Annotated in this window: 20 protein-coding genes and 1 riboswitch; of the genes, 13 read left to right on the top strand and 7 right to left on the bottom strand. The window is 36.1% G+C overall.

Annotated elements, in window-relative coordinates; genetic code table 11:
• Positions 1-11 precede the first annotated feature (11 nt).
• Positions 12-1,370 (bottom strand): TrkH family potassium uptake protein, encoded by a 1,359-nt coding sequence (locus tag KGF86_RS08335; RefSeq protein WP_186868515.1) that lies wholly within the window; start codon positions 1,368-1,370, stop codon positions 12-14.
• 191 nt (positions 1,371-1,561) lie between these two features.
• On the opposite strand from KGF86_RS08335, the gene KGF86_RS08340 reads away from it, so the two are divergent.
• The 3 genes from KGF86_RS08340 (at position 1,562) to KGF86_RS08350 (ending at position 5,503) form a co-directional block, all read left to right on the top strand.
• A complete protein-coding gene (locus KGF86_RS08340; RefSeq protein WP_186868514.1) occupies positions 1,562-2,665 on the top strand; it encodes a CdaR family transcriptional regulator in 1,104 nt (367 codons plus the stop codon).
• 91 nt (positions 2,666-2,756) lie between these two features.
• Entirely contained in the window at positions 2,757-4,169 is a 1,413-nt protein-coding gene (gene glcD, locus KGF86_RS08345) for a glycolate oxidase subunit GlcD (protein ID WP_211741558.1), read from the top strand.
• Positions 4,169-5,503 (top strand): (Fe-S)-binding protein, encoded by a 1,335-nt coding sequence (locus tag KGF86_RS08350; RefSeq protein WP_246521419.1) that lies wholly within the window; start codon positions 4,169-4,171, stop codon positions 5,501-5,503. The genes glcD and KGF86_RS08350 overlap by 1 nt, the downstream gene beginning before the upstream one ends.
• Positions 5,504-5,539: 36 nt before the next feature.
• On the opposite strand, the gene KGF86_RS08355 is transcribed toward KGF86_RS08350, so the two are convergent.
• Positions 5,540-5,950: a YwpF family protein gene (locus KGF86_RS08355; RefSeq protein WP_211741560.1), complete on the bottom strand. Its 411-nt coding sequence runs from the start codon at positions 5,948-5,950 to the stop codon at positions 5,540-5,542.
• Between the two features lie 412 nt (positions 5,951-6,362).
• Here KGF86_RS08355 and KGF86_RS08360 point away from each other — a divergent pair, with 412 nt between their 5' ends.
• The 10 genes from KGF86_RS08360 (at position 6,363) to KGF86_RS08405 (ending at position 14,043) form a co-directional block, all read left to right on the top strand.
• Positions 6,363-6,569 (top strand): DUF1657 domain-containing protein, encoded by a 207-nt coding sequence (locus KGF86_RS08360; RefSeq protein WP_010096853.1) that lies wholly within the window; start codon positions 6,363-6,365, stop codon positions 6,567-6,569.
• Positions 6,570-6,627: 58 nt separating this feature from the next.
• Entirely contained in the window at positions 6,628-7,092 is a 465-nt protein-coding gene (locus tag KGF86_RS08365) for a hypothetical protein (RefSeq protein WP_211741561.1), read from the top strand.
• 33 nt (positions 7,093-7,125) lie between these two features.
• Positions 7,126-7,605 carry a stage V sporulation protein AC gene (gene spoVAC / locus KGF86_RS08370; protein ID WP_186868508.1) on the top strand — a complete coding sequence of 160 codons (480 nt, stop codon included), beginning with the start codon at positions 7,126-7,128 and terminating at the stop codon, positions 7,603-7,605.
• Entirely contained in the window at positions 7,606-8,622 is a 1,017-nt protein-coding gene (spoVAD, locus tag KGF86_RS08375) for a stage V sporulation protein AD (RefSeq protein ID WP_211741562.1), read from the top strand. It begins immediately after the preceding gene.
• Positions 8,619-8,969 carry a stage V sporulation protein AE gene (gene spoVAE / locus KGF86_RS08380; RefSeq protein ID WP_186868506.1) on the top strand — a complete coding sequence of 117 codons (351 nt, stop codon included), beginning with the start codon at positions 8,619-8,621 and terminating at the stop codon, positions 8,967-8,969. The genes spoVAD and spoVAE overlap by 4 nt, the downstream gene beginning before the upstream one ends.
• A 25-nt stretch (positions 8,970-8,994) precedes the next feature.
• The gene (locus KGF86_RS08385) at positions 8,995-9,198 is read left to right on the top strand and encodes a DUF1657 domain-containing protein (protein ID WP_186868505.1); all 204 of its coding nucleotides are present in this window, start codon (positions 8,995-8,997) and stop codon (positions 9,196-9,198) included.
• A 15-nt stretch (positions 9,199-9,213) separates the two neighbouring features.
• Positions 9,214-10,071 (top strand): DUF421 domain-containing protein, encoded by an 858-nt coding sequence (locus KGF86_RS08390; protein ID WP_186868504.1) that lies wholly within the window; start codon positions 9,214-9,216, stop codon positions 10,069-10,071.
• A gap of 95 nt (positions 10,072-10,166) precedes the next feature.
• Entirely contained in the window at positions 10,167-11,687 is a 1,521-nt protein-coding gene (locus tag KGF86_RS08395) for a spore germination protein (protein WP_186868503.1), read from the top strand.
• A 12-nt stretch (positions 11,688-11,699) separates the two neighbouring features.
• Entirely contained in the window at positions 11,700-12,809 is a 1,110-nt protein-coding gene (locus KGF86_RS08400) for a GerAB/ArcD/ProY family transporter (protein ID WP_211741563.1), read from the top strand.
• On the top strand, positions 12,784-14,043 hold the full coding sequence (locus KGF86_RS08405; RefSeq protein ID WP_211741564.1) for a Ger(x)C family spore germination protein: 1,260 nt from the start codon (positions 12,784-12,786) through the stop codon (positions 14,041-14,043). The genes KGF86_RS08400 and KGF86_RS08405 overlap by 26 nt, the downstream gene beginning before the upstream one ends.
• A gap of 200 nt (positions 14,044-14,243) precedes the next feature.
• On the opposite strand, the gene KGF86_RS08410 is transcribed toward KGF86_RS08405, so the two are convergent.
• From KGF86_RS08410 to KGF86_RS08430, 5 genes are all read right to left on the bottom strand, one after another.
• Positions 14,244-15,623 carry a Glu/Leu/Phe/Val family dehydrogenase gene (locus KGF86_RS08410; RefSeq protein ID WP_211741565.1) on the bottom strand — a complete coding sequence of 460 codons (1,380 nt, stop codon included), beginning with the start codon at positions 15,621-15,623 and terminating at the stop codon, positions 14,244-14,246.
• 78 nt (positions 15,624-15,701) lie between these two features.
• Positions 15,702-17,117: a hypothetical protein gene (locus KGF86_RS08415; RefSeq protein WP_186868499.1), complete on the bottom strand. Its 1,416-nt coding sequence runs from the start codon at positions 17,115-17,117 to the stop codon at positions 15,702-15,704.
• A gap of 107 nt (positions 17,118-17,224) precedes the next feature.
• A complete protein-coding gene (locus KGF86_RS08420) occupies positions 17,225-17,380 on the bottom strand; it encodes a hypothetical protein (protein ID WP_211741566.1) in 156 nt (51 codons plus the stop codon).
• Positions 17,381-17,519: 139 nt separating this feature from the next.
• The gene (gene thiT / locus KGF86_RS08425; RefSeq protein WP_186868497.1) at positions 17,520-18,083 is read right to left on the bottom strand and encodes an energy-coupled thiamine transporter ThiT; all 564 of its coding nucleotides are present in this window, start codon (positions 18,081-18,083) and stop codon (positions 17,520-17,522) included.
• 118 nt (positions 18,084-18,201) lie between these two features.
• Positions 18,202-18,303, bottom strand: a riboswitch (TPP riboswitch).
• Positions 18,304-18,369: 66 nt separating this feature from the next.
• Positions 18,370-20,157: a M3 family oligoendopeptidase gene (locus KGF86_RS08430; protein WP_186868496.1), complete on the bottom strand. Its 1,788-nt coding sequence runs from the start codon at positions 20,155-20,157 to the stop codon at positions 18,370-18,372.
• Positions 20,158-20,363: the final 206 nt, after the last annotated feature.

Genomic DNA, 20,363 nt, shown 5'->3' on the forward strand with positions numbered 1-20,363 from the left:
TGTCTCTGAATTTAACCGATACTAATTCTTTCCTTTGGATAGTGATAATCCCCTGATCGCTTTGTTTTCTTAAACATGAACAAGAAGGTAAGAATCCCTACTCTACCAATAAACATTAATGTCATTAAAATAATTTTAGTAGTGGTTGATAGCTCTGATGTGATACCCATGGAGAGCCCTACTGTTCCAAAAGCAGACGTTACTTCAAATAAAATTTGCGTGATGGTAAAAGGTTCATATGTAGTAATGAATAATACAGAGATAAATACCATAAAGATTGCCATTAGTGTAACGGTTACAGCTTTCATTAAATCTTCTTCATGTATTTCTCTTCTAAATATCCGTATACTACTTCCACCCCGTGCATACGTAATAATAAAAATAACTGCTAAAGCAAAAGTAGTCGTTCTAATTCCCCCGCCGGCACTACTCGGTGACGCCCCAATAAACATTAAAAACGACATAAACAAATGATTCGATTCCGAAAGCTCACTAACATCCATTGTAGAAAGTCCACCACTTCTAGTCGTAACAGACTGGAACAACGAATAGAATAACGACTCATGCCAGCTTTTTCCAACAAAATAATGCTGTACGTCTAATAAAAAGATACCTATAGTCCCAACAAATATTAAAATTGCAAAAGTCAACGTCGTTAACTTTGTAAATAAACTGAAATGGGTTAACATGCGATTACGGGAAAATAAGAAATTCTTCACTTCAATTAATACAGGAAATCCGATAGCGCCAAAAATAATTAATAAAATGTTTAGAAACTGTACAAAGTAGTCATGCTGAAATGGTATTAGAGACTCCCCAGTAATATCAAATCCACCATTGGTAACTGCGCTAATTGTTCCAAAGAAACCATGTAAATAAGCTTCTCCAGGAGAAGAGAAATATTTTAAGAAATATGTACCTAACACTAAAAATGCAATAAACTCAACTGTAAGTAATACTAGAATAATTTGTTTAATTAAACGAACCATGCCCTCAAAATTGGTTTGATTCTGGTCTGTCATAATTAATTGACGTTCCTTTAAGCCGATCTTCTTCCCTAACAATAGCCAAATAAATGTACCTATGGCCATAACACCTACCGCACCAAGTTGAAGAATAAACGCCAAAAGAAATATACCTGTTGTGCTTAACGTGTCTGCTACCGTAATCGTACTTAATCCGGTTACACTTAATGCACTAACTGCGGTAAATACGACATCAATAAAATCTACCTCTACCCCGTCTTTATAAGCAATTGGTAAACTCATTAATATAGTAGAAAATATTGCAGCTATTATGTAAAAGAATAAAATAATACGTACTGGTGAAAGTGTGTTAATCCACCTAGAAAATGATTTTGGTAAAAACATGTATTTACAGACTCCTTAGACCACTTTTATTCAGAGTGTTCTTTCGTTTTAATTATAGCACGATTCTAAAAATTTTCCTCTACTTTCGACAATTCGCTTGTTTCCCTATAAAATATTAGTACAACATCCAAAAATTATAACGAAAAAAAGACCATTTGGAAAGACTTGTACATACGCTTGGAGGAGTGTAAATGGAATTAACCCCTACCTTAGGACAAAAAATAATAAACGAAACAAAGAAATTAATCAATGAAAATATTATTATTGTCAATAATCAAGCCATCATTATAGCAAGTACCGACTGCTCTAGAATAGGTGATTTCCACGAAGGCGCCCTTCAAACAATTAAAAACAACACGACTACAATATTAACAGAGGACCATCTACAGAGCATGAAAGGAATACGTCCCGGTGTTAATTTACCGATAACTATCGAGAATCATGTCATTGGTGTTATCGGCATTACTGGTAATCCAAAAGAAATTATTCCTCTTGCATCACTCATGAAGAAAATGACAGAGCTATTAATACGGGAGAATATTTATGTTCAAGAACTTGAATGGCACGCTCGGGCTATGGAAGCCTATTTCTTTGAGTGGGTGCAAATGGAGCAACCATCTGAAGAATTCCTTAAAAGAGGTAAACTACTTGATATTCATCTCTCCCCTCCTTTAAGGTGCTCAATCATAGAAATCGATTTCTCCAAGCATAAGGATGTCATAAATGAAATTCTAGACCTCCTTTTGTTAAAACTGCCGTGTGTAGCGATTCGCTGGGGACATAATCGTATCGTACTATTAACTGAAGAAGATAAATTCGAATTGGATACGTTGAAAATACAGTTTGAAACATTCCAGAGCTACATAATAAACAAGTTACGTATACCGTTTTCAATTGGTATTGGATCAAAATCAAACTCTTTCTTCATTAAAGACTCTTATCAAAAAGCAACAAAAGCCCTATCTCTTACAAACGCTAATACCATTACAGCGTATGATGAATTATTATTAGAGACTTGCTTGGATGAAGTTAGTCATAATGTTCGAATCGACTTTATTAACAAAGTACTGTCCCCATTAGATAAAGAAGAGGCTTTACTCAATACATTAAAAGTATTTCTAAAGAATAATTTAAATTTAAAGGCAACTGCTTCGGAGCTGCATATCCATATTAATACATTACATTACCGCTTAAGTCGAATTGAGCAGTTGACAGGACTGAATCCCAAAAACACCTATACCATTGCTGTTTTCTATATAGCTTTTTCCTTCTTGGATGAAAACCCAAAAAAATAAGCTTATAATTAAATTTTTTTGTATATTTCACCATATTAAATCATAGGCATTTATTTTAGAATAAAATAAAAAACATTTAGGAGAATAGCCTATGTTTACGGAAGAACTGAAACAAAGATTCATCACCATAGTCGGGGAGAAAAACTTCCAGGATTCAAGAACTAGTTTACTTACCTATTCCTATGATGCTACACCAGGATTTCAATCCTTTCCCGATGCAATACTATCTCCACGAAATACAGAAGAAGTTTCCAACATTGTAAAGCTTTGTAACGAGCATAACATCCCCATTACTCCAAGGGGATCTGGCACGAACCTAAGTGCTGGTACGACCCCTTTACACGGTGGAATTGTCATCCTAATGAAGCATTTCGATAAAATACTAGAAATAGATGAAGAAAATTTAACCGTAAGGACTCAGCCAGGAGTTATTACCAAAACCCTCATTGAAGCGGTGGAATCGAAGGGGTTCTTCTATCCACCTGATCCTAGTTCTATGAAAATATCTCAAATCGGAGGTAACATTAATGAAAACTCTGGTGGATTACGTGGTCTTAAATACGGTGTAACACGTGATTATGTGATGGGACTAGAGATTGTATTACCAAATGGAGAAATTATTCGCACTGGAGGAAAATTAGCAAAAGATGTAGCTGGATATGATCTTACTAGCTTATTTGTTGGCTCTGAAGGCACATTAGGAATCGTTACGGAAGCAACCTTAAAACTCATCCCTAAACCAGAAACGAAAAAAACAATGCTAGCACTTTATCAAGATCTCGATGCTGCTGCACGTTCTGTATCTGCCATTATTGCCAATCGGATAATTCCAGCTACACTAGAATTTTTAGACCAACCCACTTTAAAAGCTGTAGAAGATTTTGCACAAATCGGCTTACCCACGAATGTCAAGGCGGTTTTATTAATTGAACAAGATGGTTCTAAACGTGAAGTTGATCAAGATATGGAAAAAATCACTACCATATGTCGAAACAATGACGCTGTAGAAGTACAATTAGCCTCTTCAGCTGAAGAAGCTGAAGCCTTAACAACAGCAAGAAGGTCTGCCCTTTCTGCACTCGCTCGTTTACGACCAACTACTATTTTAGAAGATGCTACTGTTCCCCGATCTGAAATCGCGAAGATGGTAAACGCCATTCAACAAATTGCCAAGCGTTACGATGTTAACATTTGTACGTTCGGACATGCTGGTGATGGAAATCTACACCCTACTTGCTTAACAGATATTCGTGATGAAGAAGAAATGAAACGTGTGGAAAAAGCATTTGAGGAAATCTTTATTAAAGCAATTGAATTAGGAGGAACCATTACAGGTGAACATGGTGTTGGTGCAATGAAACTACCTTATTTACATTTAAAAGTTGGAGAAGCAGGGATAGAGGTTATGCGTAATATCAAGGAAGCAATAGACCCTAACCATATTATGAACCCAGGCAAAATCTTTGCTAAATCCGATAGAAGAAGAGTGGTGGTTCATAAATGATGAAAACGCGAGAAAAAGAACGAATTGCTCATGAATTTAAAGAAAAAATGGACTATGATGAGCTGTTAAACTGCATGCGATGTGGCTTTTGTCTTCCAAGTTGTCCAACCTATATCGAATCAGGAATGGATGAAGCACATTCTCCTAGAGGACGAATTGCCATGATGAAAGCAGTTGTTGATGGGGATATCGAGCCAGATGATGATGTTAAGCGTTCGTTAGATCTATGTCTAGGGTGTAGAGCCTGTGAACCGGTCTGTCCATCAGGGGTAAAATATGGACATTTACTCGAGCAAGCTAGAGATATTATTTTTCAAAATAAAAAACAATCGTTACCGGTAAAGACTGTACGAAGTATGGTATTTCACAACTTATTTCCGAAACAAAATCGAATAATCAATGCCACCAGTTTACTAGGCTTCTATCAAAGGTCAGGATTGCAGAAAATAGCTAGAAAAAGTGGTATTATGAATTTTTTCCCAGACACATTAAAAACGATGGAAAAAGTACTTCCACCTGTGCCAAAGAAAAAACAATTGAAGAGTAGACCAACACATCTATTACCACTACAACAGCAAAGGAAGAAAGTTGCCTTCTTCTCAGGTTGCTTAATGGATACTATATTTATGTCAACAAATGACGCAACGATGAAACTGCTACAATATGCCGGATGTGAAATTGTAATCCCTAATACACAAAATTGCTGTGGTGCCTTACATGGTCACAGTGGTGAACGAAATAAAGCGAAGGAATTAGCGAAGAAAAATATACTAGCCTTTGAAAAGGCGCAAGTCGATTACATCATTACTAATGCCGGGGGTTGCGGAGCTTTCCTTGTTGATTATGGCTATTTACTAAAGGATGATCCAGAATGGAAGGAGCGAGCAGCTACATTTTCATCAAAAGTTAAAGATATAACTAGTGTCCTTGTAGAATTAGACTTTCATAAAGAACGATTAAGCCTACCGGATCAAATTGTAACGTATCAAGATTCCTGTCATTTAAAAAATGGTCAAAATACCTTTATGGAACCAAGAAAATTATTACAATCTATTCAAGGTGTCACATATGTAGAAATGAAGGACGCAAGTAGATGTTGTGGTTCTGCTGGTATTTATAATATTGTTGAATCTGAGATGTCTATGCAAATATTAGATTATAAAATGGAACAGACGAAAAATACAAACGCAAAAACAGTCGTAACAGCAAACCCTGGCTGTCTTCTCCAGATGAACTTAGGGATAGAACGCGAAGGTCTAACTCACTCCATCCGTGCTGTCCACATTGTAGACTTATTATTAGAGGCATATGAAACAAGTAATCATACGCAATAATATTTTAGGCTAGGCTACATACTGTCTAGCCTCTTTCTACATCAGCTTTTTAAACTTCTCTAATAATTGTTCACCTTGGTAGCCTTGTTCGATAAGCTCACCTAACATTTCTTCAATTTTACTTTTTCGTTTATCAACAATAGTACCAGTAAAAATGACATTAATATGCTCACCTATATTGTTTATACTATCAATGGAGGTAATGAATGTGGCAGGAGCATTGCTCATTTTTGAAATTTTCACTTCAATCATAACTTGGTCACGCGTATTTTGCATATTTTCAAACCAAGCCATATATTGCTTATTGATCAGTGCCTCGATAAGCCAGCTGTTTTTACCATCTTCTCTATTTATGACTAAACCATCGATTAATTCAACTTCTGTCTTTACGATATCTTCGTTATTACTTTCAACAATTTGTAACTGTTTTAGTAGGAACGTCTTCATCGTGTCCCCTCCCTTCTATCCTTCTATATAAATTCAGTGTACCAAATTTTTTTCAAATTGATAACTATTTCTAAACACGTCTACTATCAAGAAATAGGTATTGTTGCTTATCTCCCTGTTAATCTCTATTCACCTTATCGAGCATGAATTGGATTGATGAAGATACTTTGTCAATATCAGTCCCAGATAGCTCTCCTACCTATAAAGAGGAACTGGAAAACAGTAATGATGAAATCAAGGACATCATGCTCCAGGTGTACTAAAACATGTTACCAGATTTTTACGTGGTTAAATTAAACTAAATATACAAAGACTATGGGTGTTCCAATGAGGAGCACCTTTTTTAAATACACTATTTCAACTCACTGTCACGATAATGGTAATGAGCTTCTACTTGAGGAGGAAACTTCATATGACTGTAGGAAGTCAAATTAAACAAGCTGTTGCAGGATTAAAGAGTGTGCAAGCAAGCTTTGAACAGTTTGCTTTACAAACTGAAAATAAGCAAGCAAAACAATTATACGAGCAAGCTGCACAACAAACCCAAAGCATTTTAAACTCTGTAGAGCCTCGTGTACAACAGATTGAGCAGGAAGAGCCTCAATATAAGGGTTTTTAATTAGTGGGGAGTAATATCCTCCCCACTATCCATTTAATATAGAAACAGGTGAAAAAAGATGCTTAAAAAGCCATTTTTAATAGTAGTTGGGATAATATTCATTGTTACTTTAGCAGGTTGTAACCCTGAAAACAACACCCAACGTAATTCAGATCATCCTATCAATGTTACAGAAATATCAGCTAAAAATACGTACGACCAATCTAAATCCAATAAAGCCAAGAAAATCCTCTCCAAAAAAGAAAACATAACAAGGGTCTTAGCTGCCAACACAGATAAAATACTTATAATAGCGATTGAAATACCTCATCATGAACGGTTTGGCTTACAAAAGGTTAATAAAGAATTATCAAAAGAGATGGATGAAGAATTTAAGGACATTAAGGTTGAACTAGTAACCGACAAAAAAATTGTAATTGAATTAGAAAAAATTGAAGAGAGATTACAAAATCACGACATAACGAAAAAAGAACTTGAGAAAGAGCTTAAACATATAAGTAAGCTTCTAAAGGAGCAGACCTAAAATTAATAAGCATAATAGAAAGAAGGGATACAAATGCCAGATAAAAAGACAAAGAACTTACCACCTCAGGCACAAACGTATCAGGCATTTCAGGATAAACGAGAAGTTAAACGTCCAGTTTTAAAAAATTGCGTCAAAGCTTTTCTAGTAGGTGGATTGATATGTTTTATCGGCCAGTTAATTACGACATTTTACATCTATTATTTTGACTTTACGGAACAAACAGCTGGGAACCCGACAGTCGCAACATTAATCTTTATCACCATGCTGTTAACTGGTTTTGGCGTATATGACCGGATTGGACAGTTTGCAGGTGCTGGTTCTGCCGTTCCAGTAACAGGCTTCGGCAATGCTGTCATATCTGCTGCTATTGAACATCGTACTGAAGGATTTGTTTTAGGTGTAGGTGGGAATATGTTCAAGCTTGCTGGTTCGGTTATTTTATTTGGTGTATTCTCCGCTTTTATCGTGGCTTTGATTAAAACGATTTTGACTACATGGGGTGGATTCTAAATGTTATCTGGACATAGCACCTGGTTATTCGAGAATAATCCTGTCATTATTTCTACTGGTACTGTAGGTGGTCCGTTTGAAGCAAACGGCAAAATCCCTGATGCCTTTCATATTCTCCATGATGATATATGGTTGGAACAAGATTCCTTCGAGAAAGCGCAGCAAATGATGATGGAAGAAGCATGCCAATACGCTATTAAGAATAGTCCAATTGAAAAAGAACAAGTCTCTTTCTTTATAAGTGGCGATTTAATCAATCAAATTACACCATCCAGTTTTGCAGCTAAGACATTAGGTTCACCTTATTTTGGATTGTTTAGTGCATGTGCAACATCAATGGAAAGCTTAGCCTTAGCAGCATTCATCATTAATGCTAACGGTGCTGAATACATTATAAGCGGTACTTCAAGTCATAATGCAGCAGCCGAAAAACAATTCCGTTATCCTACCGAGTACGGAGGTCAAAAACCCCCTACAGCTCAATGGACGGTTACCGGTGCTGGTTGTGCATTAGTTGCAAAATCAGGACAAGGACCACGTATTACATCTGCTACTATCGGTAAAATAATCGATATGGGAATGACTGACCCTTTTAACATGGGTGGTGCTATGGCTCCAGCTGCTGTAGATACGATTCTAACCCATTTAAGAGAACGTAATGTCGATGCTTCCTATTATGATTTAATTATTACTGGGGACCTCGCCCATATCGGTAGGGAGGTTGCATTAGACTTACTGCATAAAAATGACATCAACATACCTGATGAAAGGTTTGTTGATTGTGGACTTACAGTATATCGTGAAGATCAACCAGTATTAGCTGGTGGCAGTGGACCGGCATGCTCTGCCGTGGTAACCTATGGACATTTCTTAGAGCTTATGAAAAAGGGAGAACTGGATAGAATATTAGTCGTTGCAACCGGTTCCCTCCACTCCCCCCTTAGTGTTAATCAAAAAGATTCTATACCTTGCATCGCCCACGCAGTATCTATCGAAATAGGAAGTGATAAGTCATGATATTCTTTTGGGCATTTGTAGTTGGAGGATTAATTTGTGTAATTGGTCAAATTCTATTTGATGTATTCAAGCTCTCACCAGGACATACATTAAGTATCCTGGTTGTAGCTGGGGCAATATTAGATGGATTAGGACTATATGAACCTTTAATTGATTTTGCAGGGGCAGGTGTAACCGTACCAATCACAAGCTTTGGTAATTCATTAGTACATGGTGCCATGCAAGAAGCAGAAAAACATGGAATTATCGGTGTTATTACTGGGATGTTTGAAGTGACCAGTTCCGGGATATCAGCAGCGATTATCTTTGGTTTCATCGGTGCGCTAATCTTTAAGCCGAAAGGATAATCTCATAAAGGAGGAAACATAAACCATGACAGTAGGCTCACAAGTGAAGACCTGCTACGCTTCTATCAAAAATATTGAAGCAACATTAGGAGTACTTGCTTCACAAACAAATGAAGCTAATGCAAGAAATGTATATAGGGAAACAGAAACACTCATACGTGAGATTAAGCAGGATTTAGAGAAACAAGTATTAATGCTAGCTAGAGAAGAACCCCAATATAATCAATAGGAAGGAAAGTAAACGATGGCAGATTGGATTCAAATCGCTCTTAGATCGATAACATTACTCACTATATTGTTCCTTTTCACTAAATGGTTAGGTACGAAACAACTGTCCCAATTAAATATTTTTGAATATATAAGTGGAGTAGTATTAGGAGGAATTGTTGCCATCCATGTCAGTACATTAGATAGCCCTTTCTATTACGCGTTAATTTCCATGTTTGTGTGGTTTATTATTCCATACGCTGTCGAGTATTTCGCATTAAAGAGTAAAGTATTTCGCAATTTTGCTCAAGGTAAAAGTACTGTCTTGATTCAGAACGGAAAAATAATGGAGGACAATTTAAAGAAGGAACACTTTTCAACGGATGATTTATTAGAAAGCCTTCGCGATAAAAACATTTTTAAAGTAGCAGATGTAGAATTTGCCGTATTAGAACCAACTGGAAAGTTAAGTGTACTACCGAAGACAGAAAATCGCCCATTAACCGCCAAGGACATTGGACTAAAAGTAGCACCTGATCGAGAACCACAAACGGTTATTATGGATGGAAGGCCACTTCTAGAACCGTTAGCTAACCTCTCCTTAAATCCTAAATGGTTAGAAACGGAACTAGAAAAAATGAATATTAGCATGGAAAATGTATATCTTGGTCAAGTTGATAGTGATGGTCAATTAACGGTTGATCTTTACGATGATAAACTTACCGTACCAAGTCCAACACAAAAACCACTTTTACTTGCCACAATGAAGAAGTGTCAAGCTGATTTAGAACTATTTGCCCTTTCAACAAACAATCAAGAGACAAAGCAGTTGTATCAACGCAATAGCGAAAAAATGCAAAAAGCGATTGACCTTGTTTCTACCTATCTAAAATAGAACCCTAATCCAAAAGGGTTTTATTTTTTGTATTACATATTTTTAACTAGGTGTGGAATCGTATTAATAAACATTATGTTGGAGTTGTAAATAGAATGGTAAAGAAAACATTTAGACGTTCCACTAGAAGTAGACAGAAATTGACCGACACTAACTCAATAAGTAACATCAAGAACTCCATAATAAACCCGAACCTAGAAAAAACCATTGAGCAGTTTAAGACTTTATATTCGTATCCAACAAACAAAGATGTGGTAGTACGCAATCTACATATACCAGGACTAAATAAAAATGTTGGAATAGTATACATTAATACTATAACGAATACTACAGATATCGAAGCATCTATCTTAAGCCCCCTTCTTCAGAACCAGGATTCAACGAAGGGAATTAACGAAATTATTACTTCTCCATCTGTCAGTACATTAATAAGAATGACCGAAATAATATCAGGAATAAACAATGGAAATGTAGCTTTATTTATAGAAGGAGAAAGTCAAGCATATCTCTATAATGTGTCTAACTTTGAAGGAAGAGCTATAGAAAAAGCAGAAAATGAAAATGTCGTTAAAGGACCAAAAGAAGCATTTAATGAAAAGGCAAGTACGAATATTTCCTTAATTCGTAAAAGAATTAAAAGTGAAAACCTACTAGTAGAATCTGTAGTTATATCTGAGCGCTCAAAAAATAATGTATTTATGGTTTATCAAAAGGATTTGGTAAATGAAAAATTACTACAAAATGTTCGTGATCGCCTCCAATCATTGGATGTTAATGCTATACAGAATCTAAGTTTATTAGAACAATATATTGAAGAACGAAAATACTCTATTTTTCCAACGTTATTATACACAGAACGACCTGATCGAGCCACATCCTTCTTAGAGGATGGTTATATTGTTTTATTAATGGATAATTCTCCAGATTGTCTGGTACTCCCAGCAACATTCTGGTCGTTTTATCACATATCAGAGGAGCATTATCTGCGGTTTGCTTATGGGAATTTCACTAGGGTACTCCGTATTTTGGCACTTTTTATAACTCTATTTACTTCTTCTTTATATGTAGCAGTTGTTACCTATCATGCAGAAATGATTCCTCCTGACTTATTACTGGCCATCGCTGCTACAAGAGAAAGGGTTCCTTTTCCAGTAGGAATTGAGGTTTTTATCATGGAGTTGGCTTTTGAACTAATTCGAGAAGCTGGTTTAAGAGTCCCTAGCCCAATAGGACCAACAATTGGAATTGTTGGGGCATTAATCTTAGGACAAGCAGCAGTTGAAGCCAATATTGTAAGCCCAATCGTTGTCATCATTGTTGCACTTGGGGGCTTAAGCTCCTTCGCGATAGGTGACATTAGTATGAACTTTGCAATAAGGATATCACGATTTCTTTTATTGTTAGCAGCAAGTTTCTTAGGGCTTTACGGTTTAACTGCTTTCTTTACATTGGGATTATTTTATATGGTTTCTATAAAGTCATTTGGTGTTCCCTACTTATCCCCTTTAACGCCTAAATATAAGTCATCCGGTGACACGATTTTAAGAAAAATACTTCAAAATGAACTATTACGGCCTGGTTATGTGAAATCTAAAGACATAAAAAAGAAAGCTTAGAGGGATTAATAAATGGTCCAAATAAAAGAAAGAATCGGTATAAGAGAGTATATAGCTATTGTATTAATTATGACAAGCACTAAACTAACTGATAATACTCCCGTTTTATTATTTGAGCCTTTATACAACGCAGGATGGATGGCACCGGTAATAAATAGTATTTTATCTATTATTCCTATCTATTTGCTTATACGTGTTATGGGAAATTATCAAGAGAAGAATTTACTAGAAATCTCTGACCGATTATTTGGGAAATTTTTAAGTACATTTTTATTATTGGTTTTTTTATTAATAGCATTTAGTACCTTAGTAGTTGACACAGCGATTTATACAGATATCATTGGAACGATGTATTTTATTAGAACTCCCACAATAGTTATCTATGGAATTTTATTAACCGTTAGCGCATACGGAGCGAAAAGAGGATTAGAACAAATTGCTTCTGTTTCGTGGTTAGTACTTCCTTATTTACAGGTTACTTTACTTTTCGCTTTAATCCTCACCATTTGGGATGGAAATATTTCATTTATTTTCCCTATTTTTGGACAGAGTAGCTGGGAAGTAGTAAAGGAGAGTGCTCTAAGACAATCTATATTAGCTGATTTTCTATATTTATTTATACTTTATCCCTATTTAAAGAGTAAGAAGGATTTCTCAAAAGGAACATGGTTAGCACTATTTTTTACAACGCTAAACTTAACAGTGTCTCTTGTATGTTTTTTACTTTTTTTTGATTATAATACCGTAATGCAATTGAATTATCCCTATCATGAAGTTATTCGAACTATTTCTTTAGGCTTTCTTACCAATATGGAGACATTCTTTCTTCCTTTTTGGCTTATCGCATCATTTGTTAGGTTTTCCATTTATTTATATATTGTAGCGTTCTTGTTCGGACACATCTTTAAAATAAAACACTATGAGTATGTTACCCCATCGCTGGCAACTGTTATTGTATTTCTTGGCCTAATACCAGAAAGTCCTACTTTCACCTTGTTCAATTATAAAGATTTTATATTCATTCTTACATCACCGGTGTTTTTCTTCTTCCCTATCCTACTGTATGTTGTTGCAATGCTAAAGGGGGAATTTAAAAGTGCAAAAAAACAAAAGGTCGGTTAATATCGTTTTACTACTCGCTATTCTTCTATTCTTAACTGGCTGTTGGGACCAAAGAGGAGTTGAAGAATACGCTTTTGTAATTGCTCTAGGAATAGACAAAGTAGACAATCAAAAGGATAAAGTAAGAATTACCTATTTAATTGCCAATCCAGAAACAGGTTCAGCAGCCTCTAGTGCAAGTTCCCAGGAGCCACCTAGGGAGATAATTTCCTTTGAGGCTAACAGCCTAATTACAGCAAAAAGCCTTGCAAATATAGTAATAAACAAGGAAATCACCTATGATCTTGTTAGGATGTTATTCGTGTCAGAAGAACTAGCAAGAGATAAGGAATTCGTAAAGTGGATATATGATGCGGCTAAGTCTATGGATATAAGACGTGACGTACAATTCCTAGTAACAAAAGAAGAAACCTCACAATTTATACAATCAAATAAACCATTATTAGAAACTAGACCACATGATTATTACGAAAAGATTTTTAATGTGGGAGAAATATTTGGAACAACACCACCTTCGGAATCGAATACTTTTTTTCGAATTACAGAAGCCGACGCAGACTTATTTTTAGGTATGTATGGAACAACCGAGAAGGTTCAAGAACATAAATTAAATCAAGAACCTGATCAAATCAAAGCAGGTGAGTTTCACTATACGGGAGAAACTAATACAACTCAAATTGCTGGTTCTGCCGTTTTCAAGGAAGGCCGCATGATTGATTCTTTAACTATAGAAGAGACTAAATTAACCTATTTACTTAACCCAACTTTAGAAACAGGGTATTTTCTTTTTACCTTCCCAGATCCATTTGACGAGGACTATCGAGTTGATGCACAAATTGAATTGGACAATCCAATAAAAATAGACATGAACCTTAAAAGGGATACACCTAAAATTGATGTAACGGTTCCGATATCACTTGAAGTATTATCCAATCATAGTATGACCGATTACTCAAAAGATCCAACGAAGCAGGATAGACTAGAATCATCCATAAAAGAGGATTTAACAAATAAAATTAAAGAGCTTATCAAAAAGACCCAGGAAGAATTTAAATCAGAGCCCTTTAACTGGTCTTTAATCGCTAGAAAAGAGTTTCCGACTATTCCAGAATGGGAGAAATTTGATTGGATGAAAACGTACCCCGATATGGATATTAATGTTTCTGTCCAATTGAATTTAGAGAAATTCGGGAGACAAAATGAACTGCCGAGAATAGAAGAAATGAGGGATTAAATGAAGCTAGTAATTTGGCTATTGATGATAATCATGTTCGTTTACACGATAGGATTTTCTATTACTCTTTGGAAAGGCAAAAGTAAAATAGGTTCCATTACAACCTTTTTGCTAGCACTTGCTATCGTGATCCTCCCCTTTTTCACTATTCTAAGGTAAGCATATTATTGATGAGGAGGCTTATTATGCCTCCTCAACTATTAGTAAAGCTTCCCCTGTCTATACATAATCATAGAAAGCTTCATTACTGCATGGATATAGCAATTTCGCCTTAGCGGATAGGGGTCTGCGAAGAATTGTGGTAATACAGTATCAAAGGTTTCTTTCATTTTTTCATATAGTTTTTGGTATACTTCTTCCTCTTGATAAAACTGGGTCTCCCTGCCTTGTAACCACTCTAAGTAAGATACAATTACTCCCCCAGCATTAGCCAATATATCTGGTATGATGACGACTCCCTTTGCACTTAAATATTCATCCGCTTCTGTTGAAACTGGTGCATTAGCACCTTCTACAATAATTCTTGCCTTTATATCCTTCTTATTCTCCCCATGAACTTGATTTTCAAGTGCAGCTAGGAATACTACATCTGTATCTATTGTCAATACCGCTTCTCGATTTAGAATTTCTGCTTTTATACCTGCCAACTTTACCATCTCATCTGTTTTCGGAAGGTCACCATTATTTGCGTAACTATACTTTACTAAACTAGGTATATTTAGTCCTTCCGAATTGTATAAGGTGACATTACGATCACTTACCGCCACTACTTTATTATTTAAATGATTACATTGAAAAGCTGCTAATGCGACTACAGATCCAACATTCCCAAACCCTTGGACAGCGACCGAAAGTAATTTATCTTTTAAAGCTAAAACAGTTTTAGCAAATGGATTATCCCGCTCCGCTAACCAACTTTCTTGAAGGTTGAGAAAATCATGCATTAAATAACGAAACGTATAGTAAACACCTTTACCAGTAGCTTCTCTTCTTCCTAAGGATCCCCCATTTTCTACACTTTTACCTGTAAAACTACCTCGATACGATTCCCCTGGTCGAATGCTTTTATATTCCCCCATCATCCAGTCCATTTCCCGTTCTCCTGTTCCAACATCTGGAGCTGGTATATCTTTATCTGGGCCTAAACTATCACTGAAATACTGTACATACTTTTTACATATAACATATAGATCCTTTTCGCTAAATTCTCTAGGATTAATGACGACTCCGCCCTTAGCTCCGCCAAATGGAACTTGGTGTAAGGCGTTTTTCAATGTCATAAGAGCAGCAAGGTTCACTACCTCATCTTCATTGACCGATTCGTGAAAACGAATTCCTCCCTTATATGGACCTAATATGTTGTTATGTTGTACTCGGTATGCAGGGATTCGCACAACCTGCCCATTCTCCAGAGCAATTCTTAAAAACGATTTATTGACATGATTTGGTGTAGATAGGATTGCTAACAAGGACGTAAATGCCTTTTTTCTACGCTCCCCACTTAATTCTGGTAAAAAGGATTTGTCATCTACTAAAGCTTGTAATGAACTTTTTACAATATCGACTGTTTGATTTCCCACATTAATACCTCCAACTGATTTATCTAACAATAAAATTGTAACAAAATCAACGGAAGATACCAATTAAGTTATCGAAATTTACAGAATAAAAACAGCTGCCATAACCATTACTAGTAAGCCTATGATTACTGGCAGGAAGTTTTTCCGTACCAGATCCATAACGGAGACCCCACAAAATCCTGCAATTGCAATTAAGGATGACCACGCTACGATCGTCCCTCCACCGGTCCAAATGGCTCCTAATTGGCCGATAGCAGCTAGCGTTCCTGCATCCATCCCACTCGTTTCAAGTGATGCTGCAAGTGCACCAGTAAGTGGTAAGCCTGAGAATCCAGATCCATCCAAACCAGTAATAATCCCTATTACTAGAACACTGATCGCTGCTAGTAATGCACTTTGGGGAAGAAATTCTTGTGTGGATTCTACTAATCCAAATAATAATGATGGGCCTTCCTCGACTCCAAGAATACTCCCCGAGAAATCAGTACTGCCTAGAAAGAAAAACCCCGCAATTGGAATAACCGGTCCCATTGCTTTAAACGCAAACACAAACCCATCCGTAATATGGTTCGAAATATAATCCAATGCATGATGCCTACCAAAGGCAACTGTAGATAATAATAGTAAGATAACCGCAACCCCACCAACAAAGGCTGCCCCATCTCCTCCAACTAATCCACCACTTCCGGTAAAAAGCTTGTTATACATCATATAAACTACAACGACTAAGAGAGCTAGGGGAACAAATACGGCAAAGATTTTACTCCATCTGGTGAGATTATTCGTTTTTGCTTCATTTTTTGTACTTTCAGCTGTGTTTAATGTTGTTAATTCATTTTTATTTAAAGGGTCGTCTTTAGAGCGAATAGATTTTCGATTTATTACATATGCAAGGAGAATTGCCACACCTCCTGCTATTAAAGATAGGACAAGTGCTTTATCAGCAACCAGCCCTGGATTAATTCCTGCTGCTGTCGCAGAGAGGCTTGGAGCTACCTGGACAATATAGTCAGACGATAAAGCCATACCTTGACCAGCAAGTGCAATAGCAACAGCTGCTACAATGGCTGGTAATCCTGACCGGACAGCAGCTGGTACTAGTAAAGCACAAATTAATGGTACAGCAGGTGTTGGCCAGAAGAATAAAGAAATGATATAGGTCGTTGCCACTAATACAAAAAATGACACATGACCATTAACCATTACCTTCTGTACTGGCTGAATCATTCGAACATCAGCACCTAAATCTTTTAAAGAATTGAGTAAGGCGAGCATAAAAGTAATGATGAGGAATATACTAAATAATTCTTGTGCCGCGATTAAATTGGCATTAAATATTGCTGTAAATCCATCAACAATACTTCCTTTATAAACCCAAGCTATAATAAATGTCCCAAGTAATGTTGGAAGTACAACTCCTTTTCGGAAAATCATCGTTATAATGATTAAGAGCGTAAATATACCATATAACCAATGGACTAAAGTAAGCTCCATGTACATCTTCCTTTCTTACCGTAGTGCTATAGCCTATGTTAGTTTAACAATAGCGGTGAAAAGAAGATCTCATGGATAAGATTACTTTGTCCTTAAAATTCTTATAGTTAGAAACTAACGGCAGACATGTGCTTCGCTTTATTTCCCTTCAGAACACATAACTTGCATAGTAGTTCTCCTCCATCATGATGCCCATCAAGGAAACCGTTCTCACAATAAATCTCTATTCCACAACGATTACAAATTCCAACTAATTCCTTCACTGGAACACCCCCATTTTAATATATAGAGCCAGATGGTTTACTATGTTTCAAAACAAAACCAAAAAACGACAAAATGTAGAAAAAAATAAAGGTAACCTCTAATATGAGATTACCTAGTTGTGAGCAGATTGTTCAATTTTTATGCAGATCGTAATAATCGCTTAGGTTGTTTAATAAACAAGAAGAAGACTACAATTGCAGATAATATAAATGATGGTAACATATAAGATCCATTATAAATTAGAGAAAATAACCATACCGGTTGACCTTCTGGTGCTGTATCACCCCAAAAAACGATTCCTGCATAAAAATGGGCCAGAAAACGTAATCCAGAGCCTATCAATACCCCTAAGGTAATATACACTAATCTTATTGCAATTTTACCTTCCTTAAGTGACTTTTGAATTGGCTTAGCGAAGATTCCTGCTACTCCTAAAACAGTAAAGGCAAATCCATATTCAATAAATGCTTGATATAAGTTAAGTATATATGCACCGAATGCTAATTGGAGCACTCCCCATATAAAACCAGCTAACAGACCTCCCTTTAGCCCCCATCGAAATGCAACGATAAAAATAGGAATCATTGCAAATGAAATAGAACCTCCATTAGGCATCTTAAAAGTTGGCAGTAGATCTAGTATTAATGCTAGTGCTGCAAATACAGCAACCTCAACCATAAACAATGTGCGTTTAGAACTCACTTTATTTCCTCCCCTAAATGTATTAAAAAATCAATATTCTTCGATTTTTAAACACAAAAAAAGCAATGCCAAGGGGAAGCTTCCTGATGGGGGAATTCCGCTCACATTGCTAATAATTCCATCAAAAAAGCCACCATCCCTACGCTAGTACTAACTAACAGGTTCAAAGGGTCTGAACATATTGTTCACTCTCAGCCAATCGGCTCCCCCTGTGGACTAAAAATCATTCGCTTTTTTTGCTATTGATATTGTAGCCTAGTTTTCTCTTTTTAGCAAATGTTCTTCCTTACAGTGAAACAAACTCTTCTACATCTTTCACACAAAGTGCAATAGCATCCTCCCAGAAATCTGGTTTTGTAAGGTCTACATTTAAATGCTTCATTGCTAAATCTTCTACATTCATACGTCCAGTATCACGTAATAATGCTATATAATCATCTTCAAAACTCTTATCACTTTTAGTAGCATGAGCATAGATCCCTAGACTAAATAAATAACCAAATGTATACGGGAAGTTGTAAAAAGGTGTTCCTGTAATATGGAAGTGTAATTTGGATGACCAGAAATTCGGATCATATTCGCTTAACGCTTCACAATATGCTTCTTTTTGCGCTTCTATCATTAATTCATTTAATCTATTAACGGAGACCATTCCTTGTTTACGTTCTTCATAGAATCTAGTTTCAAATAAGAATCTAGCATGGATATTCATAAAGAAAGCAATACTGCGCTGTAATTTATCTTCCAGTAACTCTAACCTTTCTTGCTTATCTTTTGCACTTTTCACTGTAGCATCTGCTACAATCATTTCTGCAAAAGTGGAAGCCGTCTCCGCTACATTCATAGCATACCTTTGATTCATACCATGAATATCATTCATGACATGTTGGTGATACGCATGGCCAAGCTCGTGTGCAAGAGTTGAGATATTGGATGTAGTACCTGAATATGTCATAAACACTCGTGTTTGTTGACTATCTGGGAAGCTAGTGCAGAATCCACCAGGACGTTTACCGGCACGGTCCTCCGCCTCAATCCAGCGTTTCTCAAATGTCATCTTTGCAAAATCTGCCATTTTAGGACTAAACTTATTAAAGTTCTCCATAATAAAATTCGCAGCTTTTGTATATGGTACTTTCTTTACCGTTTTCGCTATAGGGGCACTAATATCATATATACTTAGTTTATCTTTACCGAGAAGCTCGGCCTTTTTATTTAAATACTTTACAAAATGTTTTTTATTTCTTGAAATGGCATTCCACATAACATCTAACGTTTCACGCTTCATCCGATTTATTTTAAGCGGTTCTTTCAAGACATCTTCCCAACCACGATGTTTATATGTTTGTAATCGAAATCCAGCTAAATGATTAAGTGTTTGTGCAAATAAATCTGCATTGTCTTCCCAAGCTTTACTAATCTGCTCAAATACATACTTTCGAAATTCTGGGTCTGAGCTGCTTAATTTATTGGCAGCTTGCCCAACAGAATAGAATTTCGTTTCTCCATTTTCTTCAATTTGTACTGACATTTTGCCTACGATAACTTCATACATTTGTCCCCAAGCATTATAACCATCAACCGCTAAATCATTAATTAGCACTTCTTGTTCCTTTGGAAGCATCTCTTTTGCTTGTGATCTTGTTTCATCAAGTACAAAAGCTACCTCTTGTAATGATGTATGCTGTAGTAGTTCTCCCCATTCCGAGTCCGGAATAGATGCAAGTTTTTGATTTAACGTAGTATGTATCGTTCCCATCTTCGCGCCTAAATCACTTCGTTTGGCGACCAGTAGGTTAGCGTTAGTATCCTTCACATTCTGTGCACTTAAACAACTAATAAATGCAAAGGACTCTCGAAGCTTTTTCATCGTTTTTTCCAGTTTTGCTACTATATTAGCTAACTCATCAGTTATTCCCTGACCTTCCGGATTAAATGCATGAACAATTGTCGTTAACTCTTTCATTTCATCTTCTACTGTCTTTAGGTAGGATTGAAACTCCTGTGACTCACTTCCACCTGGAAAGATTACATCCAGATCCCATGTTTTCTCGTATTCTCTTACTTTTTGCATCAAACCTCTCCTTTATAAAAAATTTCAACTAATTAATATATTAACAATAAGTTCATCATTTTTCACTAGAAATATTTTGGAAACCGAAATATTTTATAATAGAAATAAATTGTATGAAATAAAAACCTAATAATTTTGTAAAGGATATCCTGCTCCAGAAATATTATGGTGAATCATACTAGATTTGGTAATCATTATTCGCAAAT

It is taken from the genome of Ornithinibacillus massiliensis (genome assembly GCF_018310345.1).
Lineage (GTDB): Bacteria > Bacillota > Bacilli > Bacillales > Amphibacillaceae > Ornithinibacillus > Ornithinibacillus massiliensis.